This is a genomic window from Methylobacterium sp. J-030, assembly GCF_022829545.1.
In the GTDB taxonomy this organism is placed as follows: Bacteria; Pseudomonadota; Alphaproteobacteria; order Rhizobiales; family Beijerinckiaceae; genus Methylobacterium.
The window spans coordinates 41,101-60,794 of record NZ_JAKSYM010000239.1 but is presented as its reverse complement, the minus strand read 5'-3'; the positions used below and the strand labels follow the sequence as shown (position 1 = coordinate 60,794).

The following is a 19,694-nucleotide window of genomic DNA, read 5'->3' as shown; positions in this document are numbered from 1 at the left end:
GGCCCGCGCCGATGAGCCCGCTGCGTCGCCCAAGCTCGTCCGGCTGATCGCGAAGCACGATCGCATCAATGCCCTGCTCAATGCATCGGGGGGTGACAGCGGCATCGACTACCCGAAAGGGTTGATCCGAGCAGCTGGAGCAATGCGCTCACGCGTGCTCGGCTTCCCATCGCGTAGCCTGCCCGACATCCTCGCGAAGGCAGCATGCATGGCGCGGCTGTACCCCTTGGCGGATCTTGAGGAGGAGCTGAACAGTAAGGCAGCCAGCGGCCACGCCTACATCGATGAGGTGGTACTAGGCGTCGCGCTCGACCTGATGAAGCTTGGGGAGGGCACGCTATGCACCTGATCAGTCCCTTCATCATCGCGGTGGCGTGGTGGCAGATGCGGCGAACCCATCGGGCCACCGCCGACGTGCGCAGGGCGAACTACTACGCCACCCGTGCCCTGCGGACGCTGATCGCGGTGGGCAAAGGGCCAATCCCCTTCACCGCCAGCGGCGTGCCCGCCGATGCCAGTGCTGTGTCGGTAGGAGTCAAATGCGAAACGGTTTCGCTTTTGGAAAACGGACACCGTGTCCGCTTTGCGCTTCCTAGATCTCGGGAGACCAAACACGACACCGTCTCGCTTTGAAAAACGGAAACGATTTCCGTTTTGCCGCCGCATCCACGCCCGCCCGAGACCCGGCTGTTGAGACGTGCAGGCGGACGTGGAGGTCGAGGGGAGGCCCACTCTTGGCGTCTCAGGCTTCTTCGGTGCGTCCAAGCATCACGCTCGCGGGCAGCAAAGCGTAGTCGATCAGCTCCTTCGCGGTCGCGCCTGCGATGCCGCGGGGGTCCTCGGTGCCGACAACCTTCAAGTTTTCGGCCAGCATCCTGATCACCGTATCCCGCTGCGTATCGTTCATCAGCGAGATCACGGTGCCCAAGGTGGCCTGAAGGACCTGGAACCTCACTGACAGATCGCGAAGCTCTTCGAGAAGGATGTTTTCCATAGGGGAGGACAAGGCGGGCTCCAGCGTTTGGGTGCCCAGCCCATGTAGGGCAGCCTAGGTCCTCAGCCGCCCTTCACGAACGCCGCTCGCGCATCCGGTGCGGGCGGATCAGACCAAATCAGCTAGCGAGGAGGCGATGGCCAGCTTCTACCGAACCGGCAGCGGTCTCATCCACGAGGACGCATTCGAGAACGACGCCTGTCCCTCTCCTGAGAGTCGGAGGGCCTACAACGGCATTGAGGATCTGGAACCGGGTGACGTGGTTTGGGACGGCGGCGACATAATCAGGGTCACGGCCGAGATGATCGCCGCAGCAAAGGCCGAGAAGGCGCGGCAAGCCTGACTACCAAGGCTGCTCGCGCATCCGGTGCGGGTGGCAGCCGACGGAAGGGTGCGCGGTTACCCGCTGCGTTACCCTGAACCGCTTAGCGATATCCTGAAACCAAGCTAAGTGATGGCGCGCCCGAAAGGATTCGAACCTCTGACCCCCAGATTCGTAGATTGGGGCAGCGCGCTGAAAATAGACAAGAATTTTGCAAACTCGGTCTCTACCAGCCTATTACGGATCAACAGGTTAGCGGCCTGTCTGCAAACCAAAAATCGCGCTTGCTGAAGTCGAAAAACGAAAACGCCGTCGCGGGGGTCGGATCCCGCAACGGCGCTAAGATTGGTGGTCCTGATCAGAGAACCGGAAGCAGAGATAGGGCAGCGTGCCCATTTCTGGCAAGCGATCTCATCGCAGTCCTCGACCGTGAAGGAATGGTGCTCGGCGTCGTGGCAGGCCATGCCGCTGCACGGTGTTTCCTGCTGCGAGGTGCCCTATGAGCACTGAGCAATCACTGATCGAGGCAGGCCACCCTTCACTCGCGGTTTCGCTGCATCGTGAAGCCATCGCGGATATGGCCTACAAGGCCGCGATCTTCGCACAGCACGCGGCTGACTATGCCGCGCTCGGTGATGATCGAGGGCTTCAGCGATCCCTGCGAATGCTCGCCATCTGCGCTACGCACGCTGCTAATGCCCTGCCAGGCTTGGCCCGAGCCGTCGAAGCCGATGACCGCCTGCGCCAATCCGCACGAGCCGCTCGACCGCTGAAGCGTCGAGACGCAACGGAGCTTCGGCCATGAGGTCGGAGCCGCCCGTTCTTGAGCTCGACCGCTCAGATCCGCCTGAGGCCGATGATCCGCCGCCGCCTGCCCCAGCTTCGAAGCCGAAGGGTGCTCGGAAGAAGGCCGCGCCAGCGGTTGATCTGCTGACAGAGGATTGGGCCGCGCAGATCTTCGCCGACCGCCATGCCGGCGATCTGCTCTACTGCCACGATTCGGCGCGGTGGCACACATGGACAGGCGCTGCCTGGATTCCGAACCGATCTGGGCTGGCTTTCCAGTGGGCCCGCGAGCTCGCCCGGGAATTGTGCGCACAGCAGGACCAGGCCACGCGCTTCATCGCCAGCAAGGTGAGCTTCGCCAGCGGGGTCGAGCGGTTCTGCCGTGTCGACCCGCTCTTCGCCGTGACGGCCGACGCCTGGGACCGCGATCCTTGGCTTCTCGGCACCCCCGGCGGCACGGTGGATCTCCGCACGGGTGAGCTCCGCCGGGCGCGGCCTGAAGAGCAAATCACAAAACTGACCGCCGTCGCGCCTGTGGGGGCCCCTGACTGCCCCCTGTGGCTCACCTTCCTCCAGGAGGCGACGGGCGGGGATGCTGCGCTGATCCGCTTCCTGCGGCAGTGGGCTGGGTACTGCCTCACAGGCCTCACCCGGGAGCATGCGCTCGTCTTCGTCCACGGGGCCGGCGGTAACGGCAAGAGCGTGTTCCTGAACGTCCTGATCGGCATTCTCGGCGCCTACGCGACGACCGCAGCGATGGACACGTTCACCGCAACCCGGGGCGACAAGCACCCGACCGACATGGCGATGCTCCGCGGGGCTCGCCTCGTCACGGCTAGCGAAACCGAGGCGGACAGGGCCTGGGCAGAAGCCCGGATCAAGCAGCTGACGGGCGGTGATCCGGTCACGGCGCGGTTCATGCGCCAGGACAACTTCACTTTCGTCCCGACGTTCAAGCTCACGATCGTCGGCAATCATCGGCCGATGCTCCGCAACGTGGATGAGGCCGCGCGCCGCCGCTTCAACATCGTGCCGTTCACCCGGAAACCGGAGCGTCCGGATCGCGAGCTAGAGGAGAAGCTTCGAGCCGAGTGGCCGGCCATCCTACGGTGGATGATCGAGGGCTGCTCGGATTGGCAGCTTAACGGTCTGGTCCGGCCCGATGTCGTTCGTGACGCGACCGAGGAATATTTCGCCGCTCAGGATTCATTCGGGCAATGGCTGGAGGATCACTGCTTGGTCGAGGCGGAGAACCCGTTCCGCAAGGCCACGACGCAGGAACTGTTCGCATCGTGGGGCGAGTTCGCCAAGTCGCACAACGAGCCGATCGGCACGCTGACCAGCTTCGGCGATCGCATGGATAAGCTCGGTTTCCGGAAGAATAAGAACGTCCCGAATGCCACCGGCGGCCGCAGCCGAGGCTACGAGGGGATCGAGCTCCGCAACCTGTCACGACGGCCAGATGAGGCGGGTGAGGCGACATGAGGCGTCGCTGCAGCATTGCCCCGCACACGCGCGCACACACGCACATGAGTGCCATTGGTTTTGGTGGCCTCAACCCGCCTCAGCCGCCTCACCCCTCGGCAGCCAACGCGCTCCACGCGCACCCCACAGCGTCGGTGAAAGCCCATGCGTGAACCCAGCATCCCTTTGGTCGAGCTTCGGGAATACCGCTCGGCGGCCGGCTCGACTTACTTCGCGGGCTACCTCGGCAAGGCGCGCATCGTCATGCTGCGCGACGATCGGGCGGAGTGCACCGGCAAAGAGGTTGCTCGCTGGACCATGCTGCTCCAGGCCTCGCAGCCGAGACCAGGCGAGTCGGCCTCACCACCGCGGAAGACGGCAGCCGCACCATCACGACGCTCGAAGCCCCAAGCATCGCGAACCGATGCCGCACATGGCGCCGCCACGGACCGGCGCGCTGCGGCGCTGATGGCCGACATGGGGCTCAATCCGAAAGGAGCCGATCCGAACGATGAGCTGCCGTTCTGAGGTCGTCAGCAATGAGCGCGCCGCCAGAACAGAGCCACCCCGGGGGGTAGAGGCAAATCTTCAAAGTCGAGGAGAGCCAGAACCGCATATGGTCCCATTTGCGCAACTTTTTTCCGGCGCGAGGATTTTTGGGCCGTTTTCCGAGTTTTCTGCCTTTTGCGCCGCCTCCGCTACAGGCTTCGCAAATGAGATCAGGGATTTGCGTGATGATGACAGGCAAAATTGAGCCGCCGAAGTGGCTCGAACGGCACGAGAAACACGAATTTCGACGCATTATCGCTGCGCGAGCGGCCCTCAACGCACCGGTTCAAGCGGCCGAGATCAACACGCTCGCGGACTACGTGCAGTCGCGAACGCGGATCGATCACCTGACGATCCTAGCTGAGAAGGAGCGCACCAGGGGCTTTACCAAAGACTATCTGGCCGCGACCCGGGCGGTAGAGGCCGCCATCGCGACCAGTCGGCGCCTAGCGATCGACCTTGGCCTGATGGCGACACCGACCTCGTAGGCGACGCAACCCGTTCAAAAAAATTCCTCACATGGAGACGACGAATGCCCGAGTGTTTTCCGAGTTTGAACGAGGATCTAACCGCCGAGCCACTCCATGGCGAGGTTCAGGCGCTCCTCCGCAGCTTGATCGAACGCGGCCAAGATCCTGCCGCCGTGGCTGATGCCGCCTTGTCTGTAGCGACAGCCCTCAACGTTGACACCGCTGGTGCGGAGAAGACCAGCGTCATGCTTTTGCTGGTGAGCGAGGGGCTGAAGCAGGCGGGCGGCGGTCATGCCCCGTCGAGCCCGCCCGCCACCTGCCATTAATCGGATCTTTGAGTGAGGTGGACGAGCTTCGTGCCCCGCAAATCGGATAACCAGGACGACGGCCTTGCGCTCCTCAGACGGTGTGCAGCGGCATGCGGGTCCCCCCCTGATTTTCCAGCTCTAACGGCTTTGGCCGAACGGATAGAGCTCTACCTGCAGGGCGCGTCCCGGGGCGTTACGCTGGAGGCGGCCTTGGGAGTTGCGTCCGGTTCGAGCGGGGCACCGTGGTGGGTCGTTGAACGTCGCGAGCGTAGAAATAAGGAGCTCCGAACGCTGAGCAGCCGGTTCGGTCCGGCCGACGGATCGGTGCGAGCCCGCGCTTTGTGGCTGAGGCAGCGCATCAAGCTCTACGCTGCGACCTGCTGGCCGCGGGATCGAGATGCCGCCGAGATGCCACGGCGCTACGCGGGCGGCGAGAAGGAGCTCCTATTTCGCGCCTTCTCCGCATCACCGCCGCCTATCAGCGAACGCCAATTGCGCGCTATCCTAAATTCAGGCGAAGTTGGCAACGAGCAGCCTGTACCCATTGCCAACAACGGTCGGTAACTCCGGACAACCCCGGAGGCCCGCCATGAAATTCGACAGTAAACGCATCGCCCGTGATGCCGGTTCTAACCGGCCCGCAATTCTCGGCGGGATCCCGGCAAGCTTTCTCGCATCATGCACGATCCCCGGTATGCCCCGCGTTGTGCTCGCCCCGCCGGATGTCGGTGGTGAGGCCGAGTTCAAGGCGATGGCGCTCGGGCTCAAGGCCGCCACCGATGAGGTGAAGCGGTTCGCCACTCGCTCGAACGAGTCTCTCAACAAGATGGAAAAGCGCCTCGACGACGTCGAGCAGCGGGCGGCCCGCCGGCCGGGTTCGGCTGAAGGACTGCGCGAGCTCACGCCCGGCGAGAAGCTTATCCAGTCGGACCAATTCAAGGCACTGGCGGATAGCTCAAGCCAGCGTGGCAGCGCCAAGGTCGAGGTGAAGACTGTGTCGACGATGACGAGCGCTGCTGGCAGCTCGGGCGCACTCGTGCCACCTGACTTCCGAGCCGATCCCGTCATGATGCCGAAGCGGCGCATGACGATCCGCAACCTCCTGGCGCCCGGCACCACAACGTCGAACGCGGTCAGCTATCCGCGCCAGACCGTGCGAAACCTGAACGCCGCCTTCGTCGCCGAGACTACGAAGAAGCCTGCCTCCGAGATCGATTTCACATTGGTCAATGCATTCGTCAGGACGAATGCGCACACCATGAAGCTATCTCGGCAGATCCTCGACGATGCACCTCAGCTTCAGGCTGTGATCGATAGCGAGATGCGCTATGGCCTCGACCTGACTGAAGAGCAGCAGCTTTTGTACGGGGACGGAACGGGGGTGAATTACTTAGGGATCATGGCGCAAGCCGTTCCCTATTCGCCCCCGGCCAATTTCACGGTTCCGGGTGAGACAGCGATCGACCGCCTTGCCCTGGGGCTTCTGCAGGCCGAGACCGCCCTCCTACCGGCGACTGGCATCGTGCTGCATCCAACTGACTGGAGGCGCATTCTCGTCACCAAAGACGGGCAGGGTCGATACATTGTTGGCGACGTCTTTGGACAGAATGTTCCCATGTTGTGGGGTGTTCCAGTCGTAGCAACATTGGCGATGACTCCCAACAACTGGCTGGTCGGCGCATTCCAAGACGGGGCACAAATATTCGACCGGATGGAAGCCGAGCTCCAAATAGCTACAGAAAACGTGGACGATTTCGAGAATAACCTTCTGACAGTCCGCTGTGAGCGTCGCAGCGCGATGACGGTCCGCCGGCCGCAGGCGTTCGTCACCGGCATCTTCCCCTGATCGAGTTCCGCCGGAGTGCGCAACCATTGCGGCAGGATCCTCCGGGCGACCGGAGACCCGGCGGTCGGTGAGCATCTCATCGACGCGGCCGGCAGCATCGGATCCGCCGGTTTCCGCAGGAGACCGGTAGGGCAGTCGGGGCTCGTAACCCCGGCCGGGCCACTCGGCGGTGCCCGCATGAACACCGAGAGCCGGCGGACCCGTCATTTTCCCGGGGCGCGGCCGGCATTTTCTTCGGCGTCCGGTACTCAGGGCGTCCTGCCTCAGACGCCGGCCCCGACCGGTGACACCGCGGCGCCTGAGGCACCTTATCGCTAGCTCGGCAGGATCAGCGTGACCGCCATCAACGCCATAGCCTCTGGAGCCCGCGGCCGCCTGATGGTCGACGCCGCGGCCTACGATCGCGAAGGCGTCATGGTCGGCCTCGTCAACAAGGCTGTGGCCGTCCCGCATCTCGGTATGGCCTTCGCAACCCGGGGCGCGGTGGCCACGCGGCGGACCATGGCGGAGGAGCTTGAGGCCTACGTCAGCTTCGACGACGTTGTGGCCGGCGTTCCCGCGGCCCTGCGCGAGGCCTATGACGCTGGTGCGTTCTGGTCCGAAGACAGCGAGACCGAATTCGACTTGGTGCTGATGGGTTGGTCGACCGCCCGTCGATGCGTCGAGTTGCAGATCCTCTCGACGGTTGCCCATGGTGGCGTTCCACCATTCACGCTTCAGGCGATGGCCGTCACCCTGGCTCCCCTGCCGGACAATGAGGCTCTGCGCAGCATTGGCCTGAAGGTCGGCCGCACCTTCGATTTGAGCCGGCCGGCCGAGAAGCTGCTGGACGTCATCGAGCTGCAGCGGCGCACGCCCGGCCCGATCGGCACGCGGTCATCAGCGCCGACAGGCTTCGCGATTGGTGGAGCGGCCGTGCTCACCGAGGTGACCGAGGCCGGCATCGTGCAACGTGTGGTCCGCCGCTGGCCGGATCAGATCGGCACCAGGATCACGCCCGAGGGCGTCGAGGCGCCACGCCAGCCTCCGCAACTCCGCGTCGTCGCCTGAGAGGATCCCGCATGCCCGGACGATCGAACCTCGCCACCGCCGAGCCGCCCCGGCGCCAGCTGCCGCGCAATGCCTCCTGCCCCCTCGTGGGCGCGCTTGGAGGCGCTCTGACTGGCCTCATGACCGGCGATCCGCTCGGCGCCTGCATCGGCCGCGGTGGCCTGATGGGGCGGCCGACCACCGACGATGCCACCAAGGGAGATGAGCCGTGACCGCGATCAACACCATCCTGCAGCGCGACCGGGTGACGGTGATCACCGATACCGCCTTCTACGACGTCGGCGGCTACGTGCAGGGGTTCGCCCCCAAGGCCATGGTGATTCCGCATTGGCCCGGGATCGTGGCCATGCGCGGCGCCATCTTCGTGCACGCCCTCCTGGTGGCGAAGCTCAGCCTCCGGTTCGACAGCCTGGATGCCTTCGCGGACGAGGCCGAGACGTTCCTGGCCGAGTTCTGCGAGGAGCATTACGAGATGCTCCATTCCTCAGAGGCCGCGCCTGGGTTCCAGGTGACCGCGGCTGGTTGGTCTCACAAACGGGGCACCTGCCGCGCCTTCTCGATCGAGGCGGGCGATGTGGGGGACCTCAGCCTGTCGGACGGCGATACGTTCGGCGCCGAGGCAGTCGACATGCACAGCCGGGAATTGGTCGAGCTCCCGCTGAACCGCGCCATGATCCTGCCCCTACCGTCCGCCGAGGCGATGGAAGATGTCGGCCTCGATCCGCGCGTGAACATCGCGGCGCTGGACCTGCATGGAATTCGCCGGTTCGGAACACAGGTGCTTCGAGCACAGCGTCAGGTCTGCGATGTGCTGGCTGAGGACGAAGAGGCAACCTATGCCGTCGGGGGCCGGCCGGTGTTCCTGACCGTCACCAAGGACGGCGTCACTACCAGCACCGGCCCCGCGTGGCCGGACAAGATCGGCGAGCGGATCGACCCAACGCAGGATCTGCCGGTGGAACCCGGATCGGTCCCGGGCGGACTGAACCGCCAGGAGCGACGTGAGCTTGAACGTCAAAAGCGGCTCGCAGGGAAGCGCTCTGCAGCCTGAACTTGCAAAGCTCAACCATCGAACGAAAGCGCTGTGCCTCTCCGCGCTGCCGGTGGTCGATTGGTGCTCCTGACGTGCTTCAGTTCAGCAGATGAACGCTGTAGGCGCTTCCGCCAACCCTAGCCTAAACCAAGTCCCAACGGCGTCGAAGTTCCGCGAGTCGAGCATCTGAAGCCGTTTCAGGTGCTTGAGCGAGAAGCTCGAACGCTTGCTCAACTTGGTGCGGCCAAGTCGAGACATCCTCACCGAGAACGGCCCATAGCAGATCGAGGGTCGCCGCTGGGTAAGTTACCGCCGAATGCTCGCCTTCAGAACCAAATGTGCCTTCAAATCGCAACGGGGTGTCGCGGATCGGAACGAGACGAGGAAGTATCACCTCCAGTAGGTTTGGCATCAAATCCCCGCTAGCAAGGACAAAATTTGCCAGATGACCTGATAAATGCGAAGTGTGCAACGCCCTCTGTTTTGGCCAAACTTTAGTAAAAAATAGCAAAGTCCTCGCGCGCCACGGTCCTGCTTTATCCGATATCCACCGCTCCAACTGCCAGAGAAGGGCTACTCGTAGTTTATCGTCGGTTTGAATCAGGACCTCGCGGAGGTCCTCAGAAGAGAGAAGCCGATCGCCCTTCTCGTCTGCTCCCCAGCCTCCAAGAAGCATTTGAGCTAGGAAGCTGGTTCTTGGTCTGAGATCTTGAGGCAAAATAGATCGACTCAACAAGCTGGCCTTGATAAACGTAGCGAGCTCTTTTGATCGTACACCTCCTGGGAAACTCATTCCTTCCCAGATAGCTTCACCATCCGCACCCGCGTCGAGCAATGCTTCAATTAAGCGGCCTTTGACCCAAGCCGGAGCGACTTGAAAGAGCCAATTTATTTGCTGACCGAGCAAAGCTAGGACGTAGCGGCGCTGGTCACCTGTCAGCGAGAGCAGGTCGTCGAGTCGAGAAAGCCAAAGCGAAGGCAATTCGTCGTTAATCTTGCGGCCGGTTACCGAAGGATCTTTGACGAGTAGATCGAAGAGTCCCCCAACCGGCGCGTTCATGGCCCGGTCTGCCCATTTTCGACGTCGCGGGACTGCATCTTCGTCTTTCACAGCGCGCAGCGCTACAATCATCGCGGCCCATAGCTCCGGAAAAATCTCGGTTGCGTCGTCGTACAGACGTGCGCCGATACGATTCATCCATGCGGATACTGGGTAGGCGAGATCGCTCAGGCTGGCGGCCGGCAAACGCTGCAATCGCACAGCGATCGTCCGAATCATTCGCAACGGGTCGTTGGGTCGACGATCGGCGCGTAGAAAAACGGACCATGCTTCTTTCGGAGCTTCGCCGCTGCGTGCCGCGTGAGACAACGCCGCGAGCGCTCGCACGGGCTTCCGAGAAACTAAACCACTAAAAGGAGCGCGATCAATCAAGTTTCGTAGGTCTAAGCCTTCAATATTCTGAGAGTGCCGCAGGATCTCGGAAACAGGAATTGCAAGGAGTGGATCGTGACCATGATCCGATACTACGTCGAGAAATCCTCCCGACTTGGTGTCTGCAGCAGTCTCGCCGTCACGCGGCTCCCAACGCACCGCGACGGCACGCAGTGTTTCCATTGCCTGACCTAGGTCGAAACTGAAACTTACACCGGCATTGGATAGCCAATAAAGACGGTTAAGCCGCTCGTGAGCTACCAGTTCCTCGATCCGTTCAACCGCGTCGACTTCCCACGGATAAGACCCGTTTAGAAGTCTCTGTTCAATTCGCGTTCGATCTTCGTCATCAATTGTGCTCCAACGCGCAGCAAGAGAACGGAGTATGTCACTCTGATGCGCCGTTCCCCAAAAAATACGTTCCGATAGCCCCGCTAATAAAGATCCATTCTCAGTTGGCGTCAAATAACCAGATCCAGAAGCCCAAATTCTCAATCGGGCAAACACGTGCTCGTCATCTGCTGGCCAAGACCGAACTTGCTCGGCCGCACGATTTGGGTTGATAGCAGCAAATCTCTTGAAAAGCTTTTGAAATCTGACAATTAGTGAAACAATGCCATAATTATTATAAGAATCAGTCTCACCTTCCAGGCCGCCTGTAGAGCCGAGATGAATTGAGCTGTAGCCGCGAGTTTCAAATTCTAAGTCGATAGCGAGTTCGAGATGGGCTCGGAATTCGGCGATAGCCAACGCGACGAAGGTATCCGGGACATCAACTTCCTGATGAGGATTTGGATATTCGACATCCAGGCTAATTAGATCCGTAAGAGCATCATCAGGCGACCACAGCAGCGGATGCGAAAGAGCGAAGCCGGTCCTGACTATTATCTTTGGACGGTACACCTCTGCTAAGTCACGAATAAGCGATGCTGACCATCCTGATAGAGCCGCTTCCCGGCTCACTTCGTACACTTTTAGATCTGGATTAGGGCGCACGTCCGCCCACGCCTTAATGAGCATTCGCCACCCGCGCCGGATAGCTGAAGGGAAGCGGGTTGGTTCATGCTTGAGAACAGCTTCGAGTGCTCGCAATAGCTGCGGATGCAGCGCCGGTTGACGCGTTGCCCACCAGAGCGCGGTCGGCTGATGGGATATATTTGCGAGCCACCATCCAAGATCGCGCAAACGGGATGGGAGTTGGGCTTGGAACTCTTCTTCGCTTCCGTAAAGGGCAAGTAAAAAGGATGTGCGCGAGGAACTCTGGTCTAAAGCATTTGCTCTGAAGCCATTAAATATATTTGCAGGCACTTTCCGATTGTCTCGTATGTTCTCGGGATCGCCCGGATCAGGAAGCGGATCATTATCCAAATGGAGATGATCATATGGATCGAAGATAGCGGATGTACCATCGGTCGACGACGTGTTCTCTGGTTCATGGTAGCGCTGTGCCGGGTCGCACACGAGGATCCACTTAGCGTCGAGTAGATCCGACGAAGCGCTCAGGCGTCGCGCGCCTGCGCGCGTCGAAAGAATGTGGGCGACCTGGCCACGCTCGTGAGGAAGTAGGTGCTGTGGCCCTCGCCCGGCGCGCGCCAGAACCTCTCTGTGCCAGCCGTTGATGTCACGGGCACGCCGAGACCAGGCTGCTAGAGAATCCCAGAGCGGCGAGAAGCCGCTGCTGGCGTCAAACGGAATCGCTCTGACACCACGATGCTCCCATAAAGCAACTGCAGAGGCCTGCTCACCGTTCTGGAAGGCATATAACCGGTTGGGGGTGCCTGCCTTGAGATTCAATCCTTCCAAAAGGTACTGAACCGGTGGGTCGTCGGCACTGTAACCGACAAATACGATCTGGTATTTCGCAAGCAATTTTTGAATGAAATGAGTAGCCCACCCAAGTGAAAGATAAGCACGGCCGAAGTCAGCGCTTGAAATTACAAATTCTTCGTCTTGAGCTCGTCGATAAGTTGCGTCGACACGTCCGTGCAGATGTACAATGCCGCGAAATTCGCGATCGCTCCCTGGATCTGGCAAGTTGGGCGGCCCGGACTTTGAGAGTGACGGATCGCAGTTTTCAAACAGAAGATCAAAATTTGTAGTCACCAGCCGTGTGATTCCACGGGCGGTAGCTAAATCAAGTAGAACTCGATGCGCGCCCAAACCAGCATTGCTTTTCGGCTCAATAGCTTCGGCAACAGCCGAACGTACATCGGCAACTTCAAATTCGCGTTCTAGCAGCCCAAAGACCCTGTCGGCCGCGATGAGACCGCCGACACCAGGCATCGGACCGATATGCTTCATTCGTGATAGCAAGGACCGGGCGCGGCTGTCCTGTGCCGATCCCAGAATTTCGATGACGCTTTCCGCTAGTTCCACGAAATTGGGCAGATCTGCTTCGTGTTGGCTCACCCCGGCGCCACAGAAGAAGATGACGTTTCCGGCATCCCGCGCGACGAGGAGCTCATCCGGAATGTCGGGGCCGTTCGCTAGGAATCTCATGGTGCTGCGGCACTATCCTCGTTCGCTCTGCGTCCCAGCGCCAGCGTGGCACGACTAAGTTCGGGGGCTAAGCTCAAAGTCTTACAGAGCGTCGATTTTGAATTCGCTTCGTACGCATGTCACAGCACCTCCAAAGTGCGTGCAAGTTCATAAATCGATCTCCCCAGCCTGGATCAACGCCCGGCCGTCCGGATCCAGATCGCCGCGATCGAACTTCCCAGCGGCGCAGAGCAGGATCTTCCGGCGATAATGATCGAACACCTCGACCGGATCCTGATCCGCCGTGTCGCCGATCCCAATCGCTTCATACCTAACGAAGCCGGTCAGACGTTCGCCCTTATAGTCGAACGCGAAGGCTACCCACCGTCGGTGGTCGACGTCATCCCTACGAAACAGGCGGACGAATCGTGGCACAGGACGAATGAAGCGAGCGCCGTCGCCGCCGCCATTCTGCTCGATCAGCTCAACTCCGGCCTCCGTGAAGGCGGCTCTTAGGGCATCCTCGATCTTGGTTTGAAGCTGCCCTCGCCCCTCGCGCTCGAACTCGGCGATCGTTCGTTTCGCTACGCCTGAGCGCTTCTCAAGATCCTCCTGTGACCATGTGAGAAGAGCGCGGGCGGCTCTGCATTGCGCGGGTGAAATCATCATGTGCCTCAAGAATGCAAATCGGACGCATTGATTTTATGCGCTTTTGATGCATATTCAAGGCGGCCTAGGGATTGGGTGCAACCTTTCCCCAGGCCTAACCGCAACGTCGCTTGAGGACGTCATGGCTTCTTTCCTGATTACTCTTCGCCGCCTTTTCAGCAAGCCCGAACCACGGCAGGCCTGTGGGCCCGTCACGCTCGCCCTGCGCGCCCTCCACGCTGAATTCGGGGGGCACTGATGGGTCAGATCCTCGATTTCAGCGCGCCGATCGGACCGCGCCGGCAGCCCGGACAGCAGCGTAGCGCGGGCTATGAGTTCCGATATCAGACGAACCGTGGCCAGCCCGGCTTCATCTCCCTCGACGTGTTCGACGGCCCGAAGTTCATCGGATTCGTCACCTGTGAAAGGGTGCACGGCGATTTTGCGGCTTGGTCCTGGGATCGCGCAAGCATCATCGCCTGTCCAGACCTAGAGACGGCGCTCGCCACCGTGCGCGCTATGGATCAACGGGGACGGCAATGATCCGGTATCGGGGGGAACAAGCTGCGGAATGGCAGCTCGCAACATCAGAGGTCCGGCGGGCTTTGTTCGATGAACTCCATGATCGCCACGAGCTCGCCGAGCTTGCGGCGGCGGCCTACGGTGGACCCGTGCGGTTCGCTGATCGTCTCCGCAAGACAGCGTTCGGCAGCCGCGATCAGGATCCGTCAATGAGCCGAGAGCAGTACCTCGGCGTCATTTACGGCGAGGACGCGTGCTTCGGCGATCCCTATAGCAGCAGCTACCTGTATCACTTCCAGGCAGTCGCGCCGTTCGTCGCGTCGCTGCACTGATCGGAAAGCGTGGGCATCGCCCACAGTATGCGGCCGCTCCTCTGATGGGGCGGCCGTTACTGCGGCCTCGAAATTTCGACTGCCTGAAGCAGCGAAAGCTCGGAGGTGACGCGGCTGCAGAGCGTTGGCCACGTGATCTAGCGACTCAGCAGTTGACTTGATGCAGCCGCTTTAGGTATGCCTGGCTCAAGCGGTCGCTTTAGGTGCGCCATGCTCGACGATCCCAGATATACTCTTTCTGAAGTCGCTATCGCGTCAGGCGTCCAAGTTGGTACGCTTCGGTCTTGGTTGCAGCGCGGTCATTGGCGTGTCGATACGGCCGTTGGTGATAGCCCGGCAGCAATCGCTGGCAAGGCTCACCTCGTCACCCTCCGCCGCGCCTTGCACATTGGCGCAGCCGTTGAGTTGGTGCGCAACGATGTGGAACCGGCTCGCGCCTTTCGCGCCGCACGCAGTTTCGTGGATATCTTCGATCCGCACTGGGAGCATGAGGGACGACCACGAGATGAGGGTGGCCTCTTCGTAGCCGGCTGGACCCTGCTCGTTGTCTATCCTAGTCGAGAAGATGGCATTGTCATGTGGATCGATGACACACAGCCGCTAAGTAAAACTCCTCTACAAAGCATTCTATTTCCAAAAATTCAGCAATCGCAGCAAGTGTCCGGCACTTTTGTCTGGCTGAACCAGATAGACCGTCGGATACGGCTCGGTCTTAAGAACGCTGAGGGCTAATCATGCCCCGCCGCCAGATCATCACCCAAGCCGCAATTGCTCGCGCGGTAAGAGGCGCGCAGGCTGCTGGCCTCAAGGTAGGCCGCGTCGAGATCGACCCTAATACGGGCCGTATCATAGTCGTTTCCGGAAACGATCCGGTTCAGCCTCTGACAACGCTTGAGGCCTGGAGGGCGAGCCGTGGTGCGAGCTGACTATCCGGGCGTCTTCGCTACCTACAAGACCCTCAAAGACGGTACGCGGCGCGTCTACTGGTATCATCGCGCTACCGGGATGCGCATCGAGGGCGAGCCCGGCGAGCGCGCCTTCATCCTGAGCTATGCTGAGGCCGAGCGGGCGCTGAAGGCTCGACATTCAGGCGATACCTTCAACGGTTTGGCGCGCGAGTTCACCGCCTCACTGGAGTTCGAGACCAAGCTCTCGGCTGGGACGCAGCGCGAGTACAAGCGCATGCTGACCAAAGCCGAGCCTGAATTCGGCGATATGCCGATTGAGGCTTTGAACGAGCCCGGCGTTCGCCGCGATTTTCTCGACTGGCGCGCAAAGATCGCTCGCGCCTCGGGCGAGCGCGAGGCGGACAACCGATTGTCCGTCATCTCGGCCATGCTGACCTGGGCGCAAGAGAATGGCCGGGTCCAGGCCAACCACGTTCGCGGGTTCAAGCGCCTCTATCACGCCGACCGGTCCGAGATTGTATGGCTGCCCGAGCACATCGCGGCCTTCATGCGGGTCGCGCCGATCGAGCTGCAGCGGGCGCTCATCATCGCCCTGCACACCGGCCAGCGGCAGGCGGATATCCTGCGTCTGCCGTGGTCTGCCTACGATGGGTCCGCGATTTCGCTGCGGCAGGGCAAGAGTGCCCGCGGTGGCCGTGTGGCACCCCTGATCACTATCCCCTGCACGAGGGCGCTGCGGCGCATGCTGGACGGCATGCCGCGAGGGTCGCCACTGGTGCTGACCACCAAGACCGGGCGGGCGCTGCAAAAGCGCTACTTCGCCCGGCTCTGGGAGGAGGCCGCGGCTGAAGCGGGTCTCAGCCGGATCAGCCTGCCCGGCCTGGATGAGCCGGTAGCACTGCATTTCCACGACCTGCGCGGAACAGCGGTGACCATGCTGTCTGAGGCCGGATGCAACCCGCAGCATATCGCCACCATCACCGGCCACTCGCTCAAGACGGTGACCGTGATTCTGGACCGCTATCTCGCGCGAACTCGGGCGCTCGCGGACCAAGCCATCTTCAACTGGGAGAACTCACCGCGAACCGAATTTGCAAACCAACTGCAAACCGCACCTCCGAGGCCGAAGGCAGCAAAAGGAAAACGCGATGTGTAATAATAGGTTAGATGGCGCGCCCGAAAGGATTCGAACCTCTGACCCCCAGATTCGTAGTCTGGTGCTCTATCCAGCTGAGCTACGGGCGCCTGACACGGCGGCGGGGTCTCGGCCCGCCGGTGTGAGGGGGCTTCTAGAGGCTCGGATCGGGCTTGGCAAGACGCCGCGTCGGACGACCTTCACATCGCGCGAGCCCATCGGTCCGGCAGCCGCCGGGTCACAGCACCCGCGCGCTCGCCTTCACCCGCTCCTCCGCGGCCCGGATCGCCTCTGGCGTGCCGACATGCAGCCACTGGCCGTCGAGGCGCATGCCGAACAGCCGCCCGGCCGTGATCGCCCGGTCGAACAGGCGGTTCAGCGAGAAGGCCCCCTCCGGCGTGTCGGCGAACAGGCCGGGGTGCAGGATCGCAACCCCCGCGTAGATGAAGGGCGCCACCGCGCGCTCGCCGCGGCGCTCCAGGCGACCGTCCGCATCCATCACGAAGTCGCCCGCGCCCTCGTAGCCGAGGCTGGTGGTGGTGGGCGCCACCAGGAGCAGCCCGTCCATGCGCGCTCCCTCCCAGGTCTCGATCAGCCGGCGCAGGTTTGAAGCCGGGCCCTCCAGCCAGAACGAATCCGAGTTCAGAACTGCGAAGGGCGCGTCGCCGAGGAGCGGCAGCGCCTTGCGGATGCCCCCGCCCGTCTCCAGGAGCGCCCCGCGCTCGTCCGAGACGATCGTGGCCGGCCCGCGGCCCGGCTGCTCGGCCCGGCGGGCGAGATGGCCCTCGATCAGATCGGGGAGATAGTGGACGTTGACGATCGCGGTGCCGATCCCGGCCTCGGCGACCCGGTCGAGGGCGTGGTCGAGGAGTGCCTTCCCGGCCACCTCCACCAGGGGTTTGGGCACCGTGGCGGTCACCGGCCGCATGCGCTTGCCCAGGCCCGCGGCCAGGACGAAGGCGCGACTGACGGCTGGCTCGGTCTCGCTCATGCAGGGACGGGTCCGATGGTCAGGGTTCGGGATCCGGCGCGACGAGGCCCGGTAGATGCGCCGCGTGCCACGCCCGCAGCCCGGCGAGCGCCGGATGGGCGAGGTTGCGGGCGAGGTAGCCCTCGATCCGCGGCAGGTGGGCGAGATAGCCGGGCTTGCCGTCGCGCCGGTCGAGGCGGGCGAAGATGCCCAGGATCTTGGTGGCCCGCTGCGCGGCGAGCAGCGCGTAGGCGGTGGCGAAGGCACCGACATCGAAGGCCGGGTCCCGGCCCCGCCGCTCCCGCGCGTAGAGGCCGAGCAGCCGCAGCTCGAACTCGGCGCTGGCATCGACCCGGGCATCCTGCAGCAGCGAGGCGACGTCGTAGGCCGGGTGGCCCATCACCGCATCCTGGAAGTCGATCAGCCCGACCCGCTCCAGCCCGTCGCGCTCGGGCAGCCAGATCAGGTTGGGGGAATGATAGTCGCGCAGCGTCCAGGTCGGCCGGTCGGGGACCGCGCCCCGGAGCGCCGCCCGCCACAGGTCCCCGAAATCCGACCGCGCCGCCGCCGACAGGGTGACGTCCCGGATCGCCGGGGCGTACCATTCGGGCAGCAGCTCCGTCTCGAACAGCAGCGCGTCGCTGTCGTAGGGCGGCAGGACGTGGTCGATCCCCTCCGCCACCGGAAGGGTCGCGGGCAGCGGCGTGGCGTGGAGCTTGGCGAGCAGCCGCACCGCCTCGGCGTAGCGCTCGGGCCGCGGCGCGCCGGCCTCGACGACGGGCTCGCTGCCGAGATCCTCCAGGATCAGCAGGCCCTCGGCGAGGTCCTCGCCGTAGATCCTCGGCGCCGAGAAGCCCAGAGCCCGCAGGCCCCGGTCGAGGGCCACGAAGGCGTGGACGCTCTCGGCCAGGTGCACGATCGCGCTGTAGGGCTTGCCGTCGCGCACCGGCGGCCCGTCCGGCCGGGGCGGGGCAATCATCAGCACCGCGCTGGTGCCGTCGGGCTTGGTCAGGCGCTCGTAGGCGCGGGACGAGGCGTCGCCCTGCATCAGGACGCGCTCGGCGATGTCCCAGCCGCTGCGGTCGAGGAGGCGGCGCACCGCCCGGGCCCGGTCGAGACGGGCGCGCATGCCGCCGGACCCGTCGATCCGGGCCAGCCGCGCCCCGGGGCCGAACTCCGCCCGCAGGGACAGGTCGATGGTGAGCACCGGACCGTCGCGGGGCGGCATCCGCTCGGGCCACTCGACGAGCGTGATGGCCTCCTCGGCCATCTCGTCGAAGCCGAGTTCCACCAGCTCGTCGGCGTCGCGCAGGCGATAGAGATCGGCGTGGATGATCGGCCGCCCGTCCCGGGCCGCGTAGGGCTGGATCAGCGTGAAGGTCGGGCTCGGCACCTCTAGGCGCGGGTCGCCGGTCAGTTCGCGGATGATCGCCCGGGCCAGCGTGGTCTTGCCGCCGCCCAGGCCCCCCGAGAGCGCTACGACATCCCCCGGGCGCAGGAACTCGGACAGGAACAGGCCGAGATCCTCGGTGGCGGGCTCCTCCGGCAGCACGAATTCCCACGGCGGCGCGGATGCGCCCGCCGGCCCGCCGGCCGTCTGCCCGTCCCGATCGTCTCCGCCCAAAGCCGCCTCCGAGACCCGAAGACGCATGGTCCGAAAACACGCTCCGGATGCAAGGGTTTCCGGCCGCGGTTGTGCGCTTCCCGCCCATCCGGTGCACCGAAAGCACGCTCCTGAGCCATTTGCCGCAACGGTTGGCATACGGCTTGCCGAAGCGGCGCGGCGACAGCGCGGGCCGAGACCGGCCGAACCATTAAGACAGGGAGAGACCCATGAAGCGCGAGGACCTCACCGAGAAGCTTCTCGACATCAAGCGCGAGAAGGGCTGGAGCTGGAAGCACATCCACGAGGCGATCGGCGGGCTCTCGCCGTTCCTGATCACGGCGGCCTGCATGGGCCAGATGAAGCTGCCGAAGGCGCAGGCCAAGCGGGCGGCCGACCTGTTCGGCCTCTCGGCCGCCGAGGAGCGGATGCTCAACGAGGCCCCCTACCGGGGCTCGATCCCCACGATGCCGCCCACCGACCCGCTGATCTACCGGTTCTACGAGCTGGTGATGGTCTACGGCACGACCTTCAAGGAGCTGATCCAGGAGGAGTTCGGCGACGGCATCATGTCGGCGATCGACTTCAACATGGACATGGCCCGGGAGGCCAACAACAAGGGCGACCGTGTGAAGCTCACGATGTCGGGGAAGTTCCTGCCGTACAAGTATTACGGCAATGACGACGACACGCCGGAATATGGCTTCAAGGAGGGGTGAGCTTTTCCCCTCCCCCTTGTGGGGAGGGGTCAGGGGTGGGGGTGGTGCAGAAGGCACCGCCTCGCCCCATCCTGAACCACCCCCACCTCCAACTCCTCCCGACAAGGGGGAGGAGAGAGCGCCGC

Annotated in this window: 22 protein-coding genes and 1 tRNA gene; 16 read left to right on the top strand and 7 right to left on the bottom strand. The window is 63.1% G+C overall.

What is annotated here, in order from left to right; translation table 11 throughout:
* The coding region (locus MKK75_RS17625; RefSeq protein ID WP_244043836.1) for a hypothetical protein at positions 1 to 349 on the top strand (349 nt) is incomplete at its 5' end.
* Positions 340 to 633, top strand: a complete 294-nt coding sequence (locus MKK75_RS17620; RefSeq protein ID WP_244043835.1) for a hypothetical protein — start codon at positions 340 to 342, stop codon at positions 631 to 633. The genes MKK75_RS17625 and MKK75_RS17620, both read left to right, overlap by 10 nt.
* A gap of 109 nt (positions 634 to 742) precedes the next feature.
* Here MKK75_RS17620 and MKK75_RS17615 read toward each other — a convergent pair whose 3' ends face one another.
* Positions 743 to 994, bottom strand: coding sequence for a hypothetical protein (locus tag MKK75_RS17615; RefSeq protein WP_244043834.1), 252 nt, complete (start codon positions 992 to 994; stop codon positions 743 to 745).
* A gap of 136 nt (positions 995 to 1,130) precedes the next feature.
* Here MKK75_RS17615 and MKK75_RS17610 point away from each other — a divergent pair, with 136 nt between their 5' ends.
* Positions 1,131 to 1,337, top strand: coding sequence for a hypothetical protein (locus tag MKK75_RS17610; RefSeq protein WP_244043833.1), 207 nt, complete (start codon positions 1,131 to 1,133; stop codon positions 1,335 to 1,337).
* A gap of 517 nt (positions 1,338 to 1,854) precedes the next feature.
* Here MKK75_RS17610 and MKK75_RS17605 read toward each other — a convergent pair.
* Complete coding sequence (locus MKK75_RS17605; RefSeq protein WP_244043832.1) at positions 1,855 to 2,064, bottom strand: hypothetical protein; 210 nt, start codon at positions 2,062 to 2,064, stop codon at positions 1,855 to 1,857.
* A gap of 53 nt (positions 2,065 to 2,117) precedes the next feature.
* Here MKK75_RS17605 and MKK75_RS17600 point away from each other — a divergent pair, with 53 nt between their 5' ends.
* From MKK75_RS17600 to MKK75_RS17565, 8 genes are all read left to right on the top strand, one after another.
* Positions 2,118 to 3,587, top strand: coding sequence for a phage/plasmid primase, P4 family (locus tag MKK75_RS17600; protein ID WP_244043831.1), 1,470 nt, complete (start codon positions 2,118 to 2,120; stop codon positions 3,585 to 3,587).
* Positions 3,588 to 3,731: 144 nt separating this feature from the next.
* The gene (locus MKK75_RS17595; protein WP_244043830.1) at positions 3,732 to 4,094 is read left to right on the top strand and encodes a hypothetical protein; all 363 of its coding nucleotides are present in this window, start codon (positions 3,732 to 3,734) and stop codon (positions 4,092 to 4,094) included.
* Between the two features lie 206 nt (positions 4,095 to 4,300).
* Complete coding sequence (locus tag MKK75_RS17590; protein WP_244043829.1) at positions 4,301 to 4,603, top strand: hypothetical protein; 303 nt, start codon at positions 4,301 to 4,303, stop codon at positions 4,601 to 4,603.
* A 44-nt stretch (positions 4,604 to 4,647) separates the two neighbouring features.
* On the top strand, positions 4,648 to 4,911 hold the full coding sequence (locus tag MKK75_RS17585; RefSeq protein WP_244043828.1) for a hypothetical protein: 264 nt from the start codon (positions 4,648 to 4,650) through the stop codon (positions 4,909 to 4,911).
* A 571-nt stretch (positions 4,912 to 5,482) separates the two neighbouring features.
* Positions 5,483 to 6,739 carry a phage major capsid protein gene (locus MKK75_RS17580; RefSeq protein ID WP_244043827.1) on the top strand — a complete coding sequence of 419 codons (1,257 nt, stop codon included), beginning with the start codon at positions 5,483 to 5,485 and terminating at the stop codon, positions 6,737 to 6,739.
* A gap of 378 nt (positions 6,740 to 7,117) precedes the next feature.
* Positions 7,118 to 7,789 carry a hypothetical protein gene (locus MKK75_RS17575; protein WP_244043826.1) on the top strand — a complete coding sequence of 224 codons (672 nt, stop codon included), beginning with the start codon at positions 7,118 to 7,120 and terminating at the stop codon, positions 7,787 to 7,789.
* 11 nt (positions 7,790 to 7,800) lie between these two features.
* Positions 7,801 to 8,001, top strand: coding sequence for a hypothetical protein (locus tag MKK75_RS17570; protein ID WP_244043825.1), 201 nt, complete (start codon positions 7,801 to 7,803; stop codon positions 7,999 to 8,001).
* Positions 7,998 to 8,840, top strand: coding sequence for a hypothetical protein (locus MKK75_RS17565; RefSeq protein ID WP_244043824.1), 843 nt, complete (start codon positions 7,998 to 8,000; stop codon positions 8,838 to 8,840). The genes MKK75_RS17570 and MKK75_RS17565 overlap by 4 nt, the downstream gene beginning before the upstream one ends.
* Positions 8,841 to 8,964: 124 nt before the next feature.
* Here MKK75_RS17565 and MKK75_RS17560 read toward each other — a convergent pair whose 3' ends face one another.
* Together MKK75_RS17560 and MKK75_RS17555 are read right to left on the bottom strand one after the other, a co-directional pair.
* The gene (locus MKK75_RS17560; protein ID WP_244043823.1) at positions 8,965 to 12,753 is read right to left on the bottom strand and encodes an SIR2 family protein; all 3,789 of its coding nucleotides are present in this window, start codon (positions 12,751 to 12,753) and stop codon (positions 8,965 to 8,967) included.
* A gap of 147 nt (positions 12,754 to 12,900) precedes the next feature.
* On the bottom strand, positions 12,901 to 13,401 hold the full coding sequence (locus MKK75_RS17555; RefSeq protein WP_244043822.1) for a helix-turn-helix domain-containing protein: 501 nt from the start codon (positions 13,399 to 13,401) through the stop codon (positions 12,901 to 12,903).
* A gap of 237 nt (positions 13,402 to 13,638) precedes the next feature.
* Here MKK75_RS17555 and MKK75_RS17550 point away from each other — a divergent pair, with 237 nt between their 5' ends.
* From MKK75_RS17550 to MKK75_RS17535, 4 genes are all read left to right on the top strand, one after another.
* On the top strand, positions 13,639 to 13,923 hold the full coding sequence (locus tag MKK75_RS17550; RefSeq protein ID WP_244043821.1) for a hypothetical protein: 285 nt from the start codon (positions 13,639 to 13,641) through the stop codon (positions 13,921 to 13,923).
* 62 nt (positions 13,924 to 13,985) lie between these two features.
* A complete protein-coding gene (locus tag MKK75_RS17545) occupies positions 13,986 to 14,234 on the top strand; it encodes a hypothetical protein (protein ID WP_244043820.1) in 249 nt (82 codons plus the stop codon).
* A gap of 210 nt (positions 14,235 to 14,444) precedes the next feature.
* Entirely contained in the window at positions 14,445 to 14,966 is a 522-nt protein-coding gene (locus MKK75_RS17540; RefSeq protein WP_244043819.1) for a hypothetical protein, read from the top strand.
* A gap of 180 nt (positions 14,967 to 15,146) precedes the next feature.
* The gene (locus MKK75_RS17535; RefSeq protein WP_244043818.1) at positions 15,147 to 16,298 is read left to right on the top strand and encodes a tyrosine-type recombinase/integrase; all 1,152 of its coding nucleotides are present in this window, start codon (positions 15,147 to 15,149) and stop codon (positions 16,296 to 16,298) included.
* A gap of 12 nt (positions 16,299 to 16,310) precedes the next feature.
* Here MKK75_RS17535 and MKK75_RS17530 read toward each other — a convergent pair.
* The 3 genes from MKK75_RS17530 to tsaE all read right to left on the bottom strand — a co-directional run bounded on the left by MKK75_RS17530 (position 16,311) and on the right by tsaE (position 18,898).
* A tRNA-Arg gene (locus tag MKK75_RS17530) sits at positions 16,311 to 16,387 on the bottom strand.
* 128 nt (positions 16,388 to 16,515) lie between these two features.
* Positions 16,516 to 17,268 carry a nucleotidyltransferase family protein gene (locus MKK75_RS17525; protein ID WP_244043817.1) on the bottom strand — a complete coding sequence of 251 codons (753 nt, stop codon included), beginning with the start codon at positions 17,266 to 17,268 and terminating at the stop codon, positions 16,516 to 16,518.
* A 19-nt stretch (positions 17,269 to 17,287) separates the two neighbouring features.
* The gene (gene tsaE, locus MKK75_RS17520) at positions 17,288 to 18,898 is read right to left on the bottom strand and encodes a tRNA (adenosine(37)-N6)-threonylcarbamoyltransferase complex ATPase subunit type 1 TsaE (protein WP_244043816.1); all 1,611 of its coding nucleotides are present in this window, start codon (positions 18,896 to 18,898) and stop codon (positions 17,288 to 17,290) included.
* Between the two features lie 182 nt (positions 18,899 to 19,080).
* Between tsaE and cynS the strand changes: the two genes are divergently transcribed.
* A complete protein-coding gene (gene cynS / locus MKK75_RS17515; protein WP_244043815.1) occupies positions 19,081 to 19,569 on the top strand; it encodes a cyanase in 489 nt (162 codons plus the stop codon).
* The last annotated feature ends 125 nt before the right edge of the window (positions 19,570 to 19,694 follow it).